The sequence below is a fragment of the Pseudomonas sp. Pseu.R1 genome (assembly GCF_045764065.1).
In the GTDB taxonomy this organism is placed as follows: domain Bacteria; phylum Pseudomonadota; class Gammaproteobacteria; order Pseudomonadales; family Pseudomonadaceae; genus Aquipseudomonas.
Genome location: NZ_JBJGEE020000001.1, coordinates 1,046,466 through 1,065,270 on the forward strand (window position 1 = coordinate 1,046,466; position 18,805 = coordinate 1,065,270).

Genomic DNA, 18,805 nt, shown 5'->3' on the forward strand with positions numbered 1-18,805 from the left:
CCCCACCCTCCCCGAACTGCAGGCCAGACGCAACGCCTTCAGAAAATTAGCAGGCTAATGAAAAAGTGCCACCATCGAAACGGCCACCTCAGTCTCCTGCGGGAGCGAATTCATTCGCGATAAGGTTTCACTAACGACAAATCCGCGTCGGCTGAACCGCCCTCTCGCGAATGAATTCGCTCCCGCGGGGCATCTGCGTCTATGACTGCGTAGTCGCCAACGCCAATAACCGCTGCGCCCGCAATAACACAGGCGCATCGACCATCTGGCCATCCAGTTGAAACGCCCCGGCGCCATTGGCAGCAGCACTGGCATCGACCACCCGCTGCGCCCAGGCCAAATCTTCGGCGCTGGGCGCCAGCGCCGCGTGAATCACCGGCACTTGTTTGGGATGAATGCACAGCACGCCGCCGTAACCCATGTCGTAGGCATGACGAACCGCCCGATGCAGGCCGTCCGGGTCGCCGATGGCCGGGTGTACACCATCCAACGGTGGCGCCAGGTTCGCCCCTCTGGAGTGCAGTTGCACCGACATGCGCGCCTGATCGAGAAACAGCTGCGCGGCGGGAGTGCCGCTGTTGAGGTTCAGGTCCAGCGCCAGGTCCAACCCACCGAATGACAGGCGTTCGACACCCGGCGCATGGGCGATCTGCTCCAGCGCCAGTAAACCTTTGGCGCTTTCGATGATCGGCAATACGGGTTTACCGGTGGCGTGCACCGCCACCACATGGGCCGCACTTTCGACCTTGGGCAGCAGCACGCCGACCACGCCGTTGTGCTGCGTGCAAAAGGCCAGGTCGGCGAGATGCTCGGCGTGGTCCGGCGCGTTGACACGCACCCAGACAGAAGACTGAGGATTGCTCTGTAGAAAAGCCGCGAGGTTGTCGCGGGCCTGACGTTTGAGGGGTTCTTCCACGGCGTCTTCGAAATCGACGATCACCGCGTCAGCGCCCGCGGCCAGCGCCTTGGCGAAACGCTCGGGTCGGCTGCCGGGCACGAAGAGCGCGGAGCGGATGATGGATGGTGGCATGGTGGCTTCCTTGTTAATCACAAACGGCTGGTTTGGTGCGCACGGTCTTTGTGGGAGATTCTATGTTGGCCGATCAACCGCTTTCGTCGGAACGCCGCCCGCACCAAGGCGGCTCCCACAGAATCGATGTCGGTCCTGAATTCATGGCTCGACACCGAGCAGTGTGGGAGCCAGGCGCCAGACAAATTGGCGATGTGTCAAACCACCCCGGCGTCACTCATCCGCGCCTGTTCCTCAGCGCTAAACCCCAATTCGCTGAGGATACTCGCCGTGTGCTGCCCCAACCCCGGCACGCCGTCCATGCGCGGGGTGAACGCTGCGTTGCGCCCTGGGGGCAACAACGACGGCAACGGGCCGGACGGGCTGTCCACTTCACGCCAACTGTCGCGGGCCTTGAGTTGCGGGTGCTCCCACACACCGTGCATATCGTTGACCCGGGCGTTGGCAATCTGCGCGTCTTCAAGGCGTGCTACCACCTCATCCAGACTCAACGCCGCAAAGCCATCGACAATGATCTGCCGCAGCACCTCGCGGTTTTCCGAACGCTTGAAGTTGGCCGAGAATCGTTCGTCAGTGGCCAGCGCCTTGTCCAGCAGGACCTTCTCGCAGAACAGCGCCCATTCACGCTCGTTCTGCAAGCCGAGCATGATCGTGCCGCCCCCGCCGGTGGGGAACGGCCCATAAGGGTAGATCGTCGAGTGAGACGCCCCGGCCCGTGGCGGTTGGGGCGCGCCGTTGTAGGCGTAATACATCGGGTAGCCCATCCACTCCACCAGGCTTTCCAGCATGCTGACGTCGATACGGCTACCCTCGCCGGTCTTGTCTCGCAGCAACAGCGCCGAAAGAATACCGGTGTAGGCGTACATGCCCGCCGCGATGTCGGCAATGGAGCAACCGGCCTTGGCCATGTCGTTTTCGCCGGGGCCGCCGGTCACCGAAAGAAAGCCGCCCTCGCTTTGAATCAGCAGGTCATAGGCTTTCTTCTTTTCATACGGCCCGCCTTCGCCGTAGCCGGACACGTCGCAGACGATAAGCCGCGGGAAGCGTTCATGCAGCGCCTCGAACGACAGGCCCATGCGCGCAGCGGCGCCCGGCGCGAGGTTTTGCACCAGCACATCGGCCTGGCCAAGCAGGGATTCAAGAATGTCGCCCGCGGCGTCCTGTTTCAGGTCTAGGGTCAGGCTTTCTTTCGAGCGGTTGGTCCAGACGAAGTGCGAGGCCAGGCCATCGACACGCTGGTCGTAGCCTCGGGCAAAATCACCGACGCCGGGACGCTCGACCTTGATCACACGGGCGCCGAGATCGGCCAGTTGCCGCGTGCAGAACGGCGCCGCAATGGCGTGTTCCAGGCTGATGACAGTGATGCCGTCCAGAGGACGGGGGTTTTGTTGAGTCATGCTATTAACCTCTTCCCATGATCGTTACCACGCGGAGCGTGGGAACGATCACGTATGTGCTATCAGATCAAATCCGCCAGATCCCGCGCATCGCGCAGTTGCCAGACCCGCTCGGTCAGCGCCTTGCCCTGCGCCACCGTGCGAGCACCGGAGAACGCCAACAGGCGCTGGACCTTATCTTCCAACTCCGGCCGCGACAGGGTGTTGCCCGGGTCGCCTTTCGGGTCGTCGATAGCGGCGCTCAGGGTGCGGCCATCGGTGGTGGTGACGATCACCCGGCCCAGCCAGCGCGCGGGATAAGCACCGTCGACTTCAGGGTCCAGCTCCATCGTCACTTTCTCGCGGAAGGCCGCAACGGCGGCATCGGTCAGCGCCAGATCGCGGAATTCGATCAATTGCGCACTGCCATGCACAGCAATCAGGCCCAACACCGCACCCATCGAAAACTTCGCCTGATGCACGGTCTGAGGCACATCCACTCGGCCCAACACATCGATGGCGCCTTGATGAACTCGGGTCACGACCTTGGCAATTTGCTCATGGCTCAGCCCTTCGCGCTGCATCAAGTGCAGCAGTGCATCGGCGGCGGGATGGGTGTGACGACAGGAGGCATGGAACTTGAACGAGGTCTCGACCAACGCCCAGCGCGAACCCAGCCGATCCGACAGCTTCGACGGATCGCTGTCGGTGGACATCCCCGCCGCCATGCCCTGGTCGCCTTCCAGAATGTTGCGCGCACCGGTCAGGCCGTCGGCGGTCATGTACGCCGCCAGCAAGCCATCGGCGGCGGCCTTGGCGGTGTGCAGTTGTTTCGAGTCCGCCGCATCACGCAGGAACTCCCACAACCCCGCCGCTTGCGTGCCAGCGGTGCCGAGCAGGTTGATGAACTGTTCCTGATTGAAGTCCAGCAACTTGCCCACCGCAACAGCCGCCGCCAGCGTGCCGACCGTGGCCGTGGTGTGAAAGATGCGGTAGTGCGAACGGCCCATAAACTCGCCGATGCGGATCCCGGCCTCATAACCGGCCACCGACGCCAACAGGAAATCCTGCCCGGTCTTGCTCAGTTCCTGCGCCGCTGCCAGCACGGCTGAAAACACCACCGTCGCTGGGTGCAATACCGAACTGTTGTGCAGGTCATCCTGCTCGACCAAATGCGAGGCTGCCCCATTCACCAACGCCGCAAAATACGCCGTGGTATCACGCCCGCTCACCAAAATCTTCGCCTTGCCGCTCGCAGGCCCCATGCGCTCGGCGTAGCGCTCGAAAATCGGAATCGGCCGCGCGCCCTTGCTCGCCAGTGCCGAGCCGATCCAGTCCAGAAACAGGTCTTCGGTGCGGTCGAGCACGTGGCCGGGAATCTGCTCGTATTTCAGCTCGGCAAGAAAGCCCGCTAACGCTTGAGTGTGGGTCATTTCTAAATCCTCAGAAGCTGCGTGGCAGTTCGAGCAAATGCTCGGCGACGTAGGAAAGAATCAGGTTGGTGGAGATCGGCGCGACCTGATACAGGCGGGTCTCGCGGAATTTGCGCTCCACGTCGTACTCGTTGGCAAAGCCGAAACCGCCGTGGGTTTGCAGGCAGGCGTTGGCCGCTTCCCAAGACGCCTTGGCCGCAAGGTACTTGGCCATGTTCGCGGCAGCGCCAGCGTTCTTGCCGCTGTCGTATTCCTCGCAGGCGCGCCAGCGCATCAGGTCCGCCGCTTCGATTTCGATGTGGGCCTCGGCAATCGGAAATTGCACGCCCTGGTTCTGCCCGATCGGGCGGCCGAACACCACGCGATCGCGGGCGTACGCGGCAGATTTTTCGGTGAACCAGCGGCCATCGCCAATGCACTCGGCGGCGATCAGAGTGCGCTCGGCGTTCAAGCCGTCGAGTATGTACTTGAAGCCCTTGCCCTCTTCACCGATCAGGCTGTCAGCAGGCAGTTCGAGGTTGTCGAAGAACAGCTCGTTGGTTTCGTGGTTGACCATGTTGGCAATCGGCTGAACGGTCAGGCCGTTGCCGATGGCTTCGCGCAGGTCAACGAGAAAAATCGACATGCCTTCTGATTTCTTCTTCACGTCGGCCAGCGGTGTGGTGCGCGCCAGCAGGATCATCAAGTCAGAGTGCTGGATGCGCGAGATCCAGACCTTCTGGCCGTTGATCACGTATTTGTCGCCCTGTTTGACGGCGGTGGTCTTGATCTTGGTGGTGTCTGTGCCGGTGGTCGGTTCGGTTACGCCCATCGATTGCAGGCGCAGTTCGCCGCTGGCGAGTTTGGGCAGGTAGTAGCTTTTCTGCGCCTCACTGCCGTGACGCAGCAGGGTGAACATGTTGTACATCTGGCCGTGCACAGTGCCGGAGTTACCGCCACAGGCGTTCACTTCTTCGAGAATCACCGAGGCTTCGGCCAGGCCCAGTCCCGAGCCGCCGTATTCGGTGGGGATCATCGCCGACAGCCACCCCGCGTCAGTCAGCGCCTTGACGAAGGCTTCCGGGAAGCCCTTCTCTTCGTCGATCTTGCGCCAGTATTCAGCCGGGAATTCAGCGCACAGGGCGCGCACGCCTTCGCGGATGGCATTGAGGTCTTCGTTATCGTATGGACTCATGGTGTTCACTCGCGTCTGCCAAAAGCCCCGTCGCAAGTGCGGGGCTGGCCATGCCTATATAAAGGAAGATATTTGGATCGAACCCGGCTCAGTCAAAAAGCACTTCGGCGCTTTGCGCGACACCGGCTTCGTTGCCTGCCCACAACTGCGCCTTGCCTGGCTCGCTGATGCGGCCACCGACACGGAACGGCGTCGGCACGTTCAGCGGGCGCATGCCGCGATAGGCGAAGTGGCGCACGCGTTTGTCCGGGTTGGCACGGATGAACGCTCGCAGGTTGAACGTCGCGATCATCGGCCCGTGCACCACCAGCCCTGGGTAACCTTCGGTTTCAGTGACGTAGGGGTAGTCGTAGTGAATGCGATGGCCGTTGAAGGTCACGGCGGAGTAGCGGAACAACAGGGTTGGCGTCGGCTCGACGGTCTCGCTCCAGTCGCCCTGCTCTGGCGCTTCACCGCTGTTGAGTTTTGGCGGATTGGGTTCGCGGTAGACGATGTCCTGCTCTTCACGTACACACAGCTCGCCGTTTTGCGAGTAGTCGTGGCGCAGGGTGACGAACAGCAGCGAACCCGTGCGGCCATGCTTTTCTTCAATGTGCAGGATGGTCGACAGGCGATGGGCATCGGCCCCGACTTTCAGCGGCTGAATGAACTCGACCCGGCCGCCGGCCCACATGCGATTGCGGTTGTCGGCGGGTGGCAGAAACCCGCCGCGAGCAGGATGGCCATCAGCGCCGAGCTGGGCTTCGAACACCGGTTCTTGAAAGAAGCACCATTGCCACAGCGGCGGCAGCGCCTCGCCAGCGGCAGGCACGGGTTCGCCAAACGTGGCAGCGATACGCTTGATCAGGTTGTGACTCAGGTGATCCTGCGCCTCTTCGGACCGTCCGATCCAGGCACTGAAATCCACCGGCGAATCTGAATCACTCATGGGGGAGCAGCCTCTGCGTTTGTTGTTATGGGCCGATCATGCGAGCGCGCGGGCATTCTGTGAATTTGCATTTGCGTATACCGGCGTTCATGTATGCTGAACGCGATCCTTCCAATGACAACAACATCCGGACCCCACCATGCACTTCGACCTGGCTGACCTGCGCCTCTTCATCCACATCGGCGAATCCCCCAGCCTGACCCAGGGCGCCCGCCGCGCCTTTCTCTCCCCTGCCGCTGCCAGCGCACGCATCAAGGCCCTGGAAAACCAGCTCGACACCCGACTGCTGTACCGCGACAGCCGTGGTGTCGAACTGACCCCTGCCGGGCAGCGCCTGCTCAAGCATGCGCGATTGATCATGAGCCAGGTCGATTACCTGAAAAGCGAATTCACCCAGTACGGCACCGATTCGGCGGGCCACATTCGCATCTTCGCCAACACCACCGCCGTCACCGAATTCCTGCCCGAGGTGCTCGCAGGTTTTCTCGCTGAAAGGCCCGGCGTGACGGTCGATCTGCAAGAGCGTTTGTCGCGAGACATCGTGCGCGGCGTGCTCGACGGCAGTTCCGACATGGGCATCATCGCCGGGCCGGTTGAAGCGGCGGGCTTGCAGGTGATGCACTTCAGCACCGACCGCTTGGTGCTAACGGTCCCGGAAGGCCATGAACTGGCCGCCCAGAAAAAAGTGACCTTGAAGCAAACCTTGGCGTTTCAGCACATCGGCCTGCACGAAGGCAGCACGTTGCTGAGTTTTTTACGCGATCACGTCGAGCGGCTGGGGTTGAATCTGTCGTTGAGGATTCAGGTGTCGAGCTTTGAGGCCATCTGCCGGATGGTTGAGGCGGGGGTGGGGATCGGCATCATTCCCGAGTCTGCGGCGATGCGGCACAGCCGGACGATGAAGTTGGTGACGATTGAACTGGATGAACCATGGGCGGTACGCGAGCGGAGTATTCTAGTGCGGGAACTGGACGCCCTGCCGGGGGTGGTCAGGGCGTTGATCAACGTGTTGATGCCGGAAGCGACGCCCTCTCAGTAGGAGAGCCGTGCACCGACTGCCCCAACATCCGCAACCACTTCCCCGGCGGATAGCCGAACGTCTTCACGAAATGCCGCGTCATGTGGCTCTGATCGGCGAACCCGGCCATGGCCGAGGCATCGCTGAGGGACATGCCGCAGGAGATGGAATGGCGCACCAGATCCAGTCGTCTCAGGGTGAGATAGCGATGAGGACTGGTGCCGAACAGCACGCGAAAATCCCGGGACAGGCGCCAACGGTCGGTGTCGCTGGCCTGTTCCAATTCATCGAGACTGACGCCCTGTTCGAGGCTCGCCAGCAGCAGTTCACGCGCTCGTTGAGCGGCGGCGTAATCCACGCTTTGTCGGCTTTTGCGCACGCCTGCGGCGTCTTGCAGGGCGATGGCGATGTCGTAGACAGCGTCGTCCAGTTCCAACGGATCGAGGGACGAGTGCAGGTCGCGCAACAAAGCCTGCGAAGCCTTGAACAGACGCGGATCGCTCGACACGCCGCCTTTGATGAACGGCAGCGGCTTGCCGCCGAGTACCTGCTGGATCATCGCCGGTTCCAGATAAAACATCCGGTAACGAAAGCCGTCCTCGGTGCCTGCACGCCCATCGTGAGGTTCGTCAGGGTGCAGCACCATGGTCTGCCCCGGCAGGTTGTTCACCATGTCCTTACCGTAGCGAAAGCTCTGCACCCCGGACAGGGTGTGACCAATGGCGTAGGTGTCGTGGCGGTGCATGTCAAAGCCATGTCCATGGAAATACGCCTCGATGCGCTCCATCTGCGGCAAGGGTTCAGCACGCACGACCCAGTCTCGCTCGCAATGGGTCAGATGGGCTTCGCCGTTTGAGTATTTGTCCATGGCACAGGCTCGAAATCGAATTGACAGCAGGTGCACACAGATACCACTTGCCGCCGCCGTTGTGAATGCCCCGCCAGGCGACGAACGGCGCCTGCCGACCTTGTGACCGAACGGTTCTCGCACTCCAAGCCATTGGCAGTTATGCGATTATCCGCCTCTGATTCCAATAACAAAGTGCGCCCGGCCAGAACTCGGCATGAGGCTCGCCCCATCGAGACATGTTCACCCATGAATTACTTTCGCCGACTGCTCCTGGACCATCAGCTCAAACGCGCCCTCGCCCGTAACAAATGCCGACTGGACAGCGGAGTACGAGGGCTACGGCGAGACATGCGCCTGACCCTGGAACACGGCGTGAAGCTGCATCAGGTCAAGATCAACGCCCGCGAATTGAGCGTGGGCGCCTACACCGACATCGTCAGTGGCACCGAGCTGCAGAATGTTGCCCGCATCGGCCGCTACTGCTCCATCGCCCGTAACGTCACCATCGGACAGAACCGCAAATCGCACCCACTGGAATGGCTCAGCACTCACAGCGCGCTGGCCGCGCTGCGTCACGGTCAGGCTGAGCGACTCGCTACACCGGACGCGGTGAAACAGACGGTCATCGGCCATGACGTGTGGATCGGCATGGATGTGCTGATTCTGGAGGGCATCACGATTGGCACCGGCGCGGTCATCGGTGCGCAATCCCTCGTGACATGCGACGTGCCGCCGTATGCGATCGTCGTGGGTTCGCCTGCCAAGGTGCTGCGCTATCGCTTCGCGCCGCACATCATCGAGGGGCTGCTGGCCAGCCAGTGGTGGAACCTCACGCCGCCACAACTGGCCGAGTTGCCGATGGAGGATCCCGAAAAGCTGCTCGACGCCCTGAAGGGCGAAGCGATTCCAGACAGCCATCCACAGACGGTGACGGTGTGCAACAAGCCGTTTTCAGTGAGCCACCAATCGGCACGCGCCCCCGCTAGCCCGAGCGTTTCTCGCCCGCAGGCGCCTCATTCAACGCGTGCACCGCAGGTGCCTTCGCATTGAGCAATGCCTGTATGGCTTGGGTGTAGGCCTGTTTACCGAGGTTCATGCTGTTGTTGTGATTACCGCCGGGCACCATCAGCAGACTTTTTGGCTCTTGGGCGGCCTGAAACAGTTCTTCACTGAAGCGCGGCGAAACGAATTGATCGGCGCTGCCGTGGACAATCAGGACAGGCATGTGGATGTCGGCGATCTTGTCGATAGAATCGAACTTCTGCGACACCAGCCAGCGCACGGGCAAGGAGGTACGAGTGCTGGCCACCGAGGCAGCGACATCGGCCAGGTTGGTGAAGGTCGATTCGATAATCAACCCTCGCGCCTGAATCGGCTCGTCTGCGGTTTGCGCGTCCCGCCCCAGCTCGGCGGCCAGGTCAACTGCCACGGCGCCGCCCAGCGAGTGGCCGTAGATCAGGCGCTTGCGCGGATCCGGTTGCAATTGCTTCAAACGCGCCCAGGCGATGCGGGCGTCCTCGTACACCGACGCTTCCGAGGGCAATTGCCCTTTGCTTTCACCAAAACCACGGTAGTCGATGGCCAGTACGGAAAAGCCCAGCGCGTGCAATTGCTCGATGCGGAAAAACTGCCCGGTGAGGTTCCAGCGCGAGCCGTGCAGGTAAAGGATCGCCGGGGCGTCTTTCTTGTCGGCCAGCCACCACCAGGCGTGGATATTTTGCGAGACGCCAAAGGACGGGGCCTTGAGTTCCAGCTCCTGTACATCTGACGGAATGCCGTGATACCAACTGGCGGTGCCGGGTTCGATCATGAACACCAGCTCGCGCTCCTTATGTTGCAAGGCCGCACAGCCGACCGGCAGACCAACGACGATCAGCAGCATGCACAGCCAGAAGAACCAGCGTGCTTTGAGGTGCGCCAGGGTGAGTTGCGGCATGGGGTGTCCGGTGTGAAGAAACGATGACACCGGCAGTGTGCCATTCATTGCCGTGGGTGGTCATGTCCTTCAGCCGAGCGGAGCCGCCGGGCCACGATCTTCCGGACACCCGGCGCCCTTCTGTGGGAGTGAGCTTGCTCACGAAAGCAGTGGATCAGATGAGGACATCGTTGACTGACGCACCGCTATCGTGAGCAAGCTCACTCCCACAGTTTCACGTACCGCCAGAGAGGATCAGTACTCCGAACCCAACGCCGGGGCGCCGCTGACAATGGCAATCCCGGAACTGGTGCCCAAACGTGTAGCACCCGCTTCGATCATCGCCACCGCGGTTGCGTAATCCCGCACGCCACCGGACGCCTTGACGCCCACGCCAGCCCCCACGACCTTGCGCATCAACGCCACATCGTCCAGGGTCGCGCCACTTTTACTGAATCCTGTGGACGTCTTGACGAACGCTACGTTCAGTTCGCGGCAGATTTCGCAGGCGGCAACTTTCTGCGCATCGTCCAGTAGGCAGGTTTCCAGAATCACCTTCAGCGGCACCGCGCCACAGGCCTGTTTGACGGCGGCAATGTCGTCGCGCACCACGTCCAGCAAACCCTCTTTCAGCGCGCCGACGTTCAGCACCATGTCGACCTCACCGGCACCGGCCGCAACAGCCTGTTGCGCTTCGAAGGCCTTGGTGTCGCTCAGCCCGGCGCCCAGAGGGAAGCCAACCACGGCGCACACCTTCACTGCCTGGCCTTTGAGCAGTGATGCGGCATACGGCACCTGTCCAGAGTTCACGCACACCGAATAGAATCCGTGCTCCTGCGCCTCACGGCACAACGTGGCGATCTGCGCGCGGGAAGCGTCGGCGGCCAGCAAGGTGTGGTCGATGTACTGCGCGAGGGCGGCGGGTTCGATCTTCATTGACTCATTCCTTCAAGAGCAGCGATTAGCGGTAAGCTTCGAGCAGCAAGCGAGGGTGATTCGCCTGCTGCCCAACATTGTTTTAAATATAACATATTGTGTTACTTTTACATCAAATCAATCGACAGCCGGGATGACCGTGGATAACAAGAAATCCGACCGCATCAAACTGATTCAGCAAGCCTTGCAGGACCAGAAAGCCATTCACCTGCGTGAAATGGCGGCGCTGCTGGATGTCTCGGAAATGACCCTACGGCGCGATCTGGGCCGTCATCCCGAGAAATTCCACCTGCTGGGCGGGCACATCACACTGGCGTTCGATCCGTCTGAAGCCAGCGATTACAAAGTCACCGAGCAAGGCACGCGACACGTCGAGGAGAAGCGTCGTATCGGCAAACTGGCCGCTGCTTTCATCAAGCCTGGCGACACGGTGTTTTTCGATTGCGGCACGACGATTCCCTTCGTCATCGATTTCATCCCCGATGAGCTGGAATTCACCGCCGTGTGCAACTCCCTCAACGTGCTGCTCAAACTGCAACAAAAACCCAACTGCAACATCGTGCTGTGCGGTGGCAGTTTTCATCGCAAGAACCAAGTCTTCGAGCACCATGCTGAAGCGAGCATTCTGGATGGCATTCGTCTGACCTGGGCGTTCGTTTCCGCTGCAGGCGTCAGCGACGAGTTTGGCGTGACCTGCTTCAACTTCAATGAAGTGGAGGTCAAGCAGAAAGTTCTGCGCCAGGCCCGCCACTGCATGTTGCTGGCCGACCACTCCAAGTTCGACGCCGTGCGCACCGCGCATTTCGCAACGCTGGATGCCTTTCATGTGGTGGTCAGCGACAAGAAAGTGCCCAAGGTGTATCGCGATCTGATTCAGGGGTATGGGGCGCAGTTGGTGATTTAGTCAGGCGTTGGATCTTCCGCGCCTGATCCACCGCCATCGCGAATGAATTCGCTCCTACAGGGCAACGTGTACCGTCAGCCAGAACGCGGTCACATTGTGGGAGCGAATTCATTCGCGACAGGGCCATCAGCGTTTCAAATCACTTTCCAGTTGCAAGAACTCCCCAGACGCCAGGTACCCCGTCGTCACACTGAACGACGCGCTCTCCCCCGCCGCCAATTCCCGCACATTGCCCTTTGCCTTTTCCGCCCGATAGCCCTCTGGCTCACAGGTCGAAGGCAGCACGAACGCAGCGACCTGCTGATCGGCGTTGTGCAGAATCCAGCGCGCGGCATGATCGAATTGGGCAGGCTTGTAGCGGGTGTAAAACGCCGCGCCATCTTGATGCGCGAGCAAAAAATGGGCGTCACCGGTGGCATCCGCTTTCACACCGTCGAAGAAGCAGACGATTTCCGGGTCGTACAATTCCGGGGTATTCAGCACCTGCAAACGCGCAGGATCTTCCGTCAACTCAGCCATGTACGCCGACCACGCGGGTGTGGGTTTCACGTGGGCCGGTACGCTGGTGCGCACCCTCGTCCTTTCAATACCCAAAGGCTCGACAAACCGGCCATTGGCGACGTACGCGTAGTTCATGTGCGCCATGTACATCAGCTCCATCGGCTTGCCTGCGAGGTTCTGCACGTCCATGTCGATGTCGAACAACGCCGAACCCGGACGCAATTTCACGCTGGGGCGGGCGCGGTAGTGGTCACCGAAGCCCATGACGTATTCGTACTCGCCCCCGACACGCAGAAACGCGCCGGTTGTATCTGTGCCGACCTCCAGCCAGGCGCTGTCCATCGGCGCGCAGGGCATTTCGCCGTGCAGCGGATGATCGTCTTCCGGCGTTGGGCAGCCGTTGCGCAGCAGGCCACTGTGGAACATGAAGCAGCCGTAGGTGCCGATGACCGTCGGGCTTGGGCGCGGCTGCTCGAACATGTTGCGCATGGTCAGGTCGCAGCCGTCGAAGACCGCCGACCAGATCATCTGCCCCTGATACGGCAGCACTGTCACACGGCCACGGTCGTTCTCCAATGCCAGGGCTTTCACGCCGCTGGGGTAGGTCCAGGCCGGCACGCGAAAATCAGCGGATTCCAGCAGCGTTTTTTCAACGCTGCCGAACAGTTCGGGATAGAGCGAAATAATCGTGCTCATGAGGCGGTCACCGCACCGACCGGCGCCGTTTCGCTGCGCGGATCACGCAGGCATTTGATTGCGTAGGCGACGATCACCACGAAACACAGCAGTGGCACGCTGTAGGCGATTTGCATGTTGCCGTGAGTGGCGTCGGACAGCAGGCCCTGGAAGATCGGCATCACGCCGCCGCCGACGATGCTCATCACCAGGAGCGAACCGCCAACGCCCGTGTCTTCACCCAGACCATCGATGGTCAGGCCGTAAATGGTCGGCCAGCACGGGCCGAGGAAGATGCTCACGCCCACCGCTGCGTACACCGCGCTGATGTTCGGCACCAGAATGGTGTAGGCCAGCAGCACGATGGCCAGCACGCCATAAATCGCCAACACCTTGGCCGGGTGCAGTTTGCGCATCAGCAGGTTGGCGATCATCTTGCCGACGAAGTAAGCGGCAAAGGTGGTCAGCAGGAACCAAGACGCACTGCGCTCGTTCATCCCGCCCATCTGCATGGCCAGGCGAATGGTGAAACTCCACACGCCGACTTGCGCGCCGACGTACAGAAACTGCGCCAACACGCCAAAGGTGAAACGCGGGTTACGCCACAGGCGCGACAGGCTCTGAGCCACGCCGCTCTTCTTGGCGATGTCCTTGATGTTGCCTTTGCACGCCGGGAATCTGGTGAAGGCGATCAGCACGAACATCAGGATCAGCACCGCGATCATCCATTTGTACGGCAGCAGTGTGGACTGGATCATGTCCAGTTGCTGAATCGCCGCTTCGGACGCGCTCATCTGGGTCAGTTGCTCGCGGGTGGCGTCGGTGTCCTTGAACATCACGAAGCTGCCCACATACACCCCGGCCATGGCGCCGAACGGGTGGAAAGTCTGAGAGATGTTCAGGCGACGGGTGCCGGTTTCACGCGGCCCCATCAGCGTCGAGTAGGTGTTGCAGGCGGTTTCCAGAAACGACAGGCCCGCCGCGATGACGAACAGCGCCATCAGGAACATCTCGTACTTGGCCATCGAGGCCGCCGGGAAGAACAGCGAACAGCCCACCATGTACAGCAGCAGGCCGATGAGGATGGTGGTTTTGTAGCTGAAATGCCTGACGACCATCGCCGCCGGAATGGCCACGAAGAAGTAGCCCAGGTAGAACGCCGACTGCACGAACGCGGTCTGGAAATCGCTGAGCAGGAAGGCCTTTTTAAAGTGCGCGATGAGCACGTCATTCATGCTCGCGGCCGCCGCCCACAACGCGAAGCAGCAACACAGCAGGATAAAAGCGAACCACGGCGTGCGGTTCAGGTAGAACCCGTCCGGGGACTGTTGGAGCGCGGGCTTTGTCATTGTTGTTCTCCGTCAAATGCAGGAAATACCTCGCCCTGCCGGTCAGAAACATCCGGTCAGGGCGCGGCGGCTCAAGAAAGGCTTACAGCGTGTCGAGGAAGCGTGCGAACGTGTCGGCGTCCGGGTAGGAGCTCTGGGTGCCCAGCCCGGTGACCGAACAGGCGGAATAGGCCACGGCCTGGGTCATGGCGCGGCGCATATCGCCGTCTTCGCTCCAGTGGCGGGCGAAACAGCCGATGAACGCGTCGCCTGCGCCGGTGGTATCACGGGCATCGACCTTGATGCCGTCCACGCGGAACTCGCCCTCCTCGCCCACGTACAGCGCGCCCTTTTCACCGAGGGTCACGATGACGTGGCGAATGCCGTCCTGCGTCAACTGCAACGCGGCAGAACGGGCAGCCTCGAGGGAATCGACGGTTTGACCGGTGATCAGCGCCAACTCGGTTTCATTGGGGATGAAGAAGTCCAGTTTCAGCAGGTGCTCACGGCTCAAACCTTTGACCGCAGGCGCCGGATTGAGCAGCACGGGGATGTCGTTGGCCTTGGCGAAATCGATGGCGTAGTAGACCGTTTCCAGCTCGATCTCCAGTTGCAGCACGATCAGCGAGCAATCACGCAAAGCCGCCTGGGCGGCGTCGATGTCAGCGGGTTTAAGGTGGGCGTTGGCACCTTTGACGATAAGAATGCTGTTGTGGGAATCGCTCTGCACGAAGATCGGCGCGACGCCGCTGGACACGCCCGGCACCCGCTGAACGAACTGGGTGTCGATGCCGAAGCGTTTGAAGTTGGCCAGGGTGTTGTCGGCGAACATGTCGTCGCCAACCTTGCTCAGCATCAGTACGTCAGCGCCCAGTTTGGCCGCCGCGACGGCCTGATTGGCACCCTTGCCGCCGCAGCCCATGGCGAAATCCGGCGCTTCCAGGGTCTCGCCCTGAACCGGCATCCGGTCGATGTAGGTGATCAAATCCACCATGTTGCTGCCGATGACCGCGATCTTGTTCATGTGTGTCATTACCTTGTGCACGCACCCACGGACCAAAAAAATCGAACCGCTTGGGCGTTATTATTTTTGTTATTTAAATAACATTTATTGTGACTATTCAACCTCTTTTTTTTAGGGCTTCATCGCGCCACGGCAAAAACGGGCCAGATATCGCTGTCTGACCCGTTGAAAGCCCGGATTTAGAGGGGGTTGGACCATTGGTCTATAGAGACAGTCGGTGGTCGCAATCGTTTGCGATCACCCGATCATTGCGGTGCTGACGACCTGTGGAAAATATATGTTGCCTGGTTTCGACGCCGAAACTGTGGGAGCCGGCTTGCTGGCGAGAGCGCTGTGTCAGTCACCCCTGCTGCCACGGAGGTACCGCATTCGCCAGCAAGCCGGCCACAGGTTGGCGTTCTATCGGGCAAATTCGTTTGACCGAAAAGCGCCTTACATCAGGAAATAAAGCAAAAGGATATTCGCCACCAACATCGCCAACGCCGTGGGAATCTGCGCCTTGATCACCGCGTATTTATCCGGCAACTCCAGCAGCGCCGCCGGGATGAGGTTGTAGTTCGCTGCCATGGGCGTCATCAGCGTGCCGCAATAACCGGAAAACATGCCGATGGCCGCCATGACCGCCGGATTGGCGCCGTACATGCCGACCAGCACGGGGACGCCGATCCCCCCGGTCATCACCGGAAACGCCGCAAAGCCGTTGCCCATGACAATCGTGAACAGCGCCATGCCCAGCACATAGACCATCACCGCGATCAGCCGAAAGTCCAGGTTGATGTAGGCCGTCGCCAGATGCGCCACCGCCTTGCCGACACCTGCATCATTGAACACCAGGCCGAGCATCGCTAGCATTTGCGGCAGCACCAGCGCCCAACCCAACGCCTCAGTCAAACGACGGGACTCACGCATGGCCTGCACCGGCGTGTCACGGGTCAGCCAGCAGGCCAGAGCCAATGCCACCAGGCTGCCAATGCCCAATGACACGAACGTGCTGTTGGCCGGATCGAGCAGATACACGTCACCGAACTTGATGTTTTTCAGCAACACCGCGCCGATCACCGTCACCAACGGAATTGCCAGCGCGGGGATGAACAGCTTGTTCTTCAAGCGCCCTGCACTTTCGCGCCGGGCCTTGTCCGGCAGGTTGTCGTGCTGACCAAAACCCACCCCGCCAAGACCTGCGATCAGCGCCATCACCAACACGCCGACGCCGACCCACACCGGCGGCAGGTGATCACCGACCAGAAACGCGACGGCGAACAGGCCCCAGAACAAGCCTGTGCTCCAACGCTTGGGATTGCTGCGGTCGGTGATCGTCATCACGGCGGTGATCGCCAGAATCACGCCCGCCAGCCAGTATAGGTATTGAATGGACAGAATCATGGCGTGACCTCCTGAGCAGAAACCGACGCCTGCGGCAAAGCCCTCAGTTCGCGGCTCAGGCGCTGGTCGAAACGATGCAGGCGAATGGCGTGAATCACAAAAGCGCAGATCGCTGTGGGAATGCCCCAGAACGCGATGTGCATCGGGTCGACATCGATGCCCGAGCCGAGCAGGAAGGTGTGCATCAGGGCAATCGCGCCGAAGGCCACAAAAATGTCCTCACCGAAGAACAGCCCCACGTTGTCGGTGGCCGCACACAGTGAGAGCAGTTTGATACGCAGAGCGTGCGGCAGTTTGCCGAAACGGGATTCGGCAGCGCCTTCGGCCATCGGTGCCAGCAGCGGACGGACCATTTGCGGATGCCCGCCCAGACTGGTCAGGCCCAATGCCGCCGTACTTTCCCGTACGAACAGGTAGGCGATCAGCAGTCGCCCGGCGGTGAGGCGGGTAAACCGTGCGATCCAGTTCTGCGCGTGAAGCCGTAGACCGTGGCGCTCCAAAAGGCCAATGACCGCCAGTGGCAGCAGGATGATCAGCGGCAAGGTGCGGGTTTTGATGAAGCCGGTGCCGATGGTGGCCAGAATGGCTTCCAGCGGCATGCTGGCGGCAAGACCGGTCGCCAGTGCAGCCAAGGCCACCACCAGCATCGGATTGAAACGCAGGACAAAGCCCAGAACGATGACCAGCACGCCGAGCAGCGGCCATAGATTGATAGCGGTTTGCATGGTGAGAATCTCGTCTCAGTGAAGAATGTCTGGCGGGAACCACGCCAAAACAGGTTGAAATGCGACCCTGTGGGAGCCGGCTTGCTGGCGAATGCGGTACATCCGTGACATCAGGGGTGACTGCCCCAGCGCTTTCGCCAGCAAGCCGGCTCCCACAAAGGGTTCCACACGGTGCCCTGCCCTTTACCAAAGCGGCACGGTGTAACTCACGATCAAACGGTTCTCATCCAGGTCATTGCCGAAGTTGGAGCGCACCGTCGCGTTGCGCCATTTCACCCCGAGGTTCTTCAGCGCCCCGCTCTGAAACACGTAACCGATGTCGGTGTTGCGTTCCCACTCCTTGCCCTCTCCCCCCGCTGCACGCTCGACGTTGTCCCCCGATACATAACGGCTCATGAACGTCAGCCCCGGCAGCCCCAACGCGGCGAAGTCGTAGTCGTAACGCAGTTGCCACGAACGCTCTTTGGCGTTGGCGAAGTCACCGATCTGAATGAAGTTGACCAGGTAAGGATCGCTGCCCGCGATGTAGGGAAACGGATCGTCCCCGGTCATCCGTTGGTAGCCGACGCCGAAGGCATGGGCGTTGAGTTTGTAGGTGAACATCGACCCGAATGCCTTGTTGTCCAGGTCGCGAAAGTTGCCGTCCTCTCGACTGCTGGCGTAGCGCAGGTCCGACTTCAGGCTCTGCCCCGCGCCCAACGGCAGCACATGCACCAGCCCGCCAAAATACTGCTGATAGACATTTTCCAGTTGTCCATAGTGGGCGCTCAGCGCCAGTTGCGGGGTGACCTGGTAATCGCCGCCGCCGAAGTTGAAGCTGTTGCTGGTGCCGCCGATGCGGTTGCCGGTCATCTGAGTGAAGTCACTGGAGCTGTTGGCCTTGATCCGGTCGATGTGGCCGCCCGTGAACGTGAAGTTGTTCAGTTCTTGCGAGGTCAACAGCCCGCCGCGAAAGGTCTGCGGCAACAGGCGAGTGTCGTTGGAGTTGATCACCGGGTCCTTGAAAAACAGTGAGCCGACTTTCAATTCGGTCTTCGAGACTTTCATCTTCGCCGTCAGCCCTAACTTGGCGTAGTCGTCCTGCGAGCCGCCCGATGACCGATCCGCAGGCAACAAACCGGTGCCCGCCGTGCCGTCCCCCGAATCCAGCTTCACGCCCACCATCCCCAGTGCATCCAGGCCAAAACCGACGGTGCCTGCGGTGTAGCCCGACCGCAGGCGCAACAGGAAACCCTGCGCCCACTCCTCGGCCTTGTCCCGGGCGCCTTCCTGACGAAAGTCGCGATTGAAGTAGAAATTGCGGGTTTCCAGTTCGCCTTTGCTGTCAGCGAAAAAGCCAGCCTGAGCGGTCACGCCGTAGGTAAGCGTGGCGCCGCCAAAGAGCAATGCGCGAATATATTTTTGATTGTTATGGGTCATTGAAGCCTCTTCCCGTGAGCGCGCAGCGGTGTCGACCGACTGCTTGGCAGAGCGCAGCTAATGAATGAGATCGGGCGCCTGGACACCACGACCCTGAAGGCTTGGCGCGTGGATTGCATCGGTGTCTACCGACGCGGCGTCGTGCCTTTCTCGTGTCGCCGAGCATCTTTCGGCAGACCGCCGCCT

General features: G+C 60.9%; 17 protein-coding genes. 3 read left to right on the forward strand and 14 right to left on the reverse strand.

What is annotated here, in order from left to right:
* Positions 1 to 199 precede the first annotated feature (199 nt).
* The 5 genes from ACI5GA_RS04970 to ACI5GA_RS04990 form a co-directional block, all read right to left on the reverse strand.
* Positions 200 to 1,030 carry an HpcH/HpaI aldolase/citrate lyase family protein gene (locus ACI5GA_RS04970; RefSeq protein ID WP_421421994.1) on the reverse strand — a complete coding sequence of 277 codons (831 nt, stop codon included), beginning with the start codon at positions 1,028 to 1,030 and terminating at the stop codon, positions 200 to 202.
* Between the two features lie 197 nt (positions 1,031 to 1,227).
* Positions 1,228 to 2,427, reverse strand: a complete 1,200-nt coding sequence (locus ACI5GA_RS04975) for a CaiB/BaiF CoA transferase family protein (protein ID WP_404630709.1) — start codon at positions 2,425 to 2,427, stop codon at positions 1,228 to 1,230.
* A 62-nt stretch (positions 2,428 to 2,489) separates the two neighbouring features.
* Complete coding sequence (locus ACI5GA_RS04980) at positions 2,490 to 3,839, reverse strand: MmgE/PrpD family protein (RefSeq protein WP_421421995.1); 1,350 nt, start codon at positions 3,837 to 3,839, stop codon at positions 2,490 to 2,492.
* Positions 3,840 to 3,849: 10 nt separating this feature from the next.
* Complete coding sequence (locus ACI5GA_RS04985) at positions 3,850 to 5,013, reverse strand: acyl-CoA dehydrogenase family protein (RefSeq protein WP_421421996.1); 1,164 nt, start codon at positions 5,011 to 5,013, stop codon at positions 3,850 to 3,852.
* Between the two features lie 88 nt (positions 5,014 to 5,101).
* Complete coding sequence (locus ACI5GA_RS04990) at positions 5,102 to 5,941, reverse strand: FAS1-like dehydratase domain-containing protein (RefSeq protein ID WP_404630715.1); 840 nt, start codon at positions 5,939 to 5,941, stop codon at positions 5,102 to 5,104.
* A 139-nt stretch (positions 5,942 to 6,080) separates the two neighbouring features.
* Here ACI5GA_RS04990 and ACI5GA_RS04995 point away from each other — a divergent pair, with 139 nt between their 5' ends.
* Entirely contained in the window at positions 6,081 to 6,980 is a 900-nt protein-coding gene (locus tag ACI5GA_RS04995) for a LysR family transcriptional regulator (protein WP_404630717.1), read from the forward strand.
* Here the strand turns inward: ACI5GA_RS04995 and ACI5GA_RS05000 are convergent.
* On the reverse strand, positions 6,943 to 7,827 hold the full coding sequence (locus tag ACI5GA_RS05000; RefSeq protein ID WP_404630719.1) for an AraC family transcriptional regulator: 885 nt from the start codon (positions 7,825 to 7,827) through the stop codon (positions 6,943 to 6,945). The genes ACI5GA_RS04995 and ACI5GA_RS05000 overlap by 38 nt on opposite strands.
* Positions 7,828 to 8,055: 228 nt before the next feature.
* Between ACI5GA_RS05000 and ACI5GA_RS05005 the strand changes: the two genes are divergently transcribed.
* On the forward strand, positions 8,056 to 8,859 hold the full coding sequence (locus ACI5GA_RS05005; protein WP_404630721.1) for a CatB-related O-acetyltransferase: 804 nt from the start codon (positions 8,056 to 8,058) through the stop codon (positions 8,857 to 8,859).
* On the opposite strand, the gene ACI5GA_RS05010 is transcribed toward ACI5GA_RS05005, so the two are convergent.
* Both ACI5GA_RS05010 and deoC read right to left on the reverse strand, forming a co-directional pair.
* Positions 8,792 to 9,745 carry an alpha/beta hydrolase gene (locus ACI5GA_RS05010; protein WP_404630723.1) on the reverse strand — a complete coding sequence of 318 codons (954 nt, stop codon included), beginning with the start codon at positions 9,743 to 9,745 and terminating at the stop codon, positions 8,792 to 8,794. The genes ACI5GA_RS05005 and ACI5GA_RS05010 overlap by 68 nt on opposite strands.
* A gap of 234 nt (positions 9,746 to 9,979) precedes the next feature.
* Positions 9,980 to 10,660 carry a deoxyribose-phosphate aldolase gene (gene deoC, locus ACI5GA_RS05015; protein WP_404630725.1) on the reverse strand — a complete coding sequence of 227 codons (681 nt, stop codon included), beginning with the start codon at positions 10,658 to 10,660 and terminating at the stop codon, positions 9,980 to 9,982.
* A 133-nt stretch (positions 10,661 to 10,793) separates the two neighbouring features.
* On the opposite strand from deoC, the gene deoR reads away from it, so the two are divergent.
* Positions 10,794 to 11,564 (forward strand): DNA-binding transcriptional repressor DeoR, encoded by a 771-nt coding sequence (deoR, locus tag ACI5GA_RS05020; RefSeq protein ID WP_404630727.1) that lies wholly within the window; start codon positions 10,794 to 10,796, stop codon positions 11,562 to 11,564.
* A 126-nt stretch (positions 11,565 to 11,690) separates the two neighbouring features.
* Here deoR and ACI5GA_RS05025 read toward each other — a convergent pair whose 3' ends face one another.
* The 6 genes from ACI5GA_RS05025 to ACI5GA_RS05050 form a co-directional block, all read right to left on the reverse strand.
* Positions 11,691 to 12,761, reverse strand: coding sequence for an aldose 1-epimerase family protein (locus ACI5GA_RS05025; RefSeq protein WP_421421998.1), 1,071 nt, complete (start codon positions 12,759 to 12,761; stop codon positions 11,691 to 11,693).
* Complete coding sequence (gene fucP / locus ACI5GA_RS05030; protein ID WP_421422000.1) at positions 12,758 to 14,089, reverse strand: L-fucose:H+ symporter permease; 1,332 nt, start codon at positions 14,087 to 14,089, stop codon at positions 12,758 to 12,760. The genes ACI5GA_RS05025 and fucP overlap by 4 nt, the downstream gene beginning before the upstream one ends.
* An 82-nt stretch (positions 14,090 to 14,171) precedes the next feature.
* Positions 14,172 to 15,092 (reverse strand): ribokinase, encoded by a 921-nt coding sequence (rbsK, locus tag ACI5GA_RS05035; protein WP_421422001.1) that lies wholly within the window; start codon positions 15,090 to 15,092, stop codon positions 14,172 to 14,174.
* A gap of 432 nt (positions 15,093 to 15,524) precedes the next feature.
* Entirely contained in the window at positions 15,525 to 16,475 is a 951-nt protein-coding gene (locus ACI5GA_RS05040; protein WP_404630735.1) for a DUF979 domain-containing protein, read from the reverse strand.
* The gene (locus ACI5GA_RS05045; protein ID WP_421422002.1) at positions 16,472 to 17,200 is read right to left on the reverse strand and encodes a DUF969 domain-containing protein; all 729 of its coding nucleotides are present in this window, start codon (positions 17,198 to 17,200) and stop codon (positions 16,472 to 16,474) included. Before ACI5GA_RS05045 ends, ACI5GA_RS05040 begins: the two co-directional genes overlap by 4 nt.
* 183 nt (positions 17,201 to 17,383) lie before the next feature.
* Positions 17,384 to 18,619 (reverse strand): OprD family porin, encoded by a 1,236-nt coding sequence (locus tag ACI5GA_RS05050; RefSeq protein WP_421422004.1) that lies wholly within the window; start codon positions 18,617 to 18,619, stop codon positions 17,384 to 17,386.
* Positions 18,620 to 18,805 lie beyond the last annotated feature (186 nt).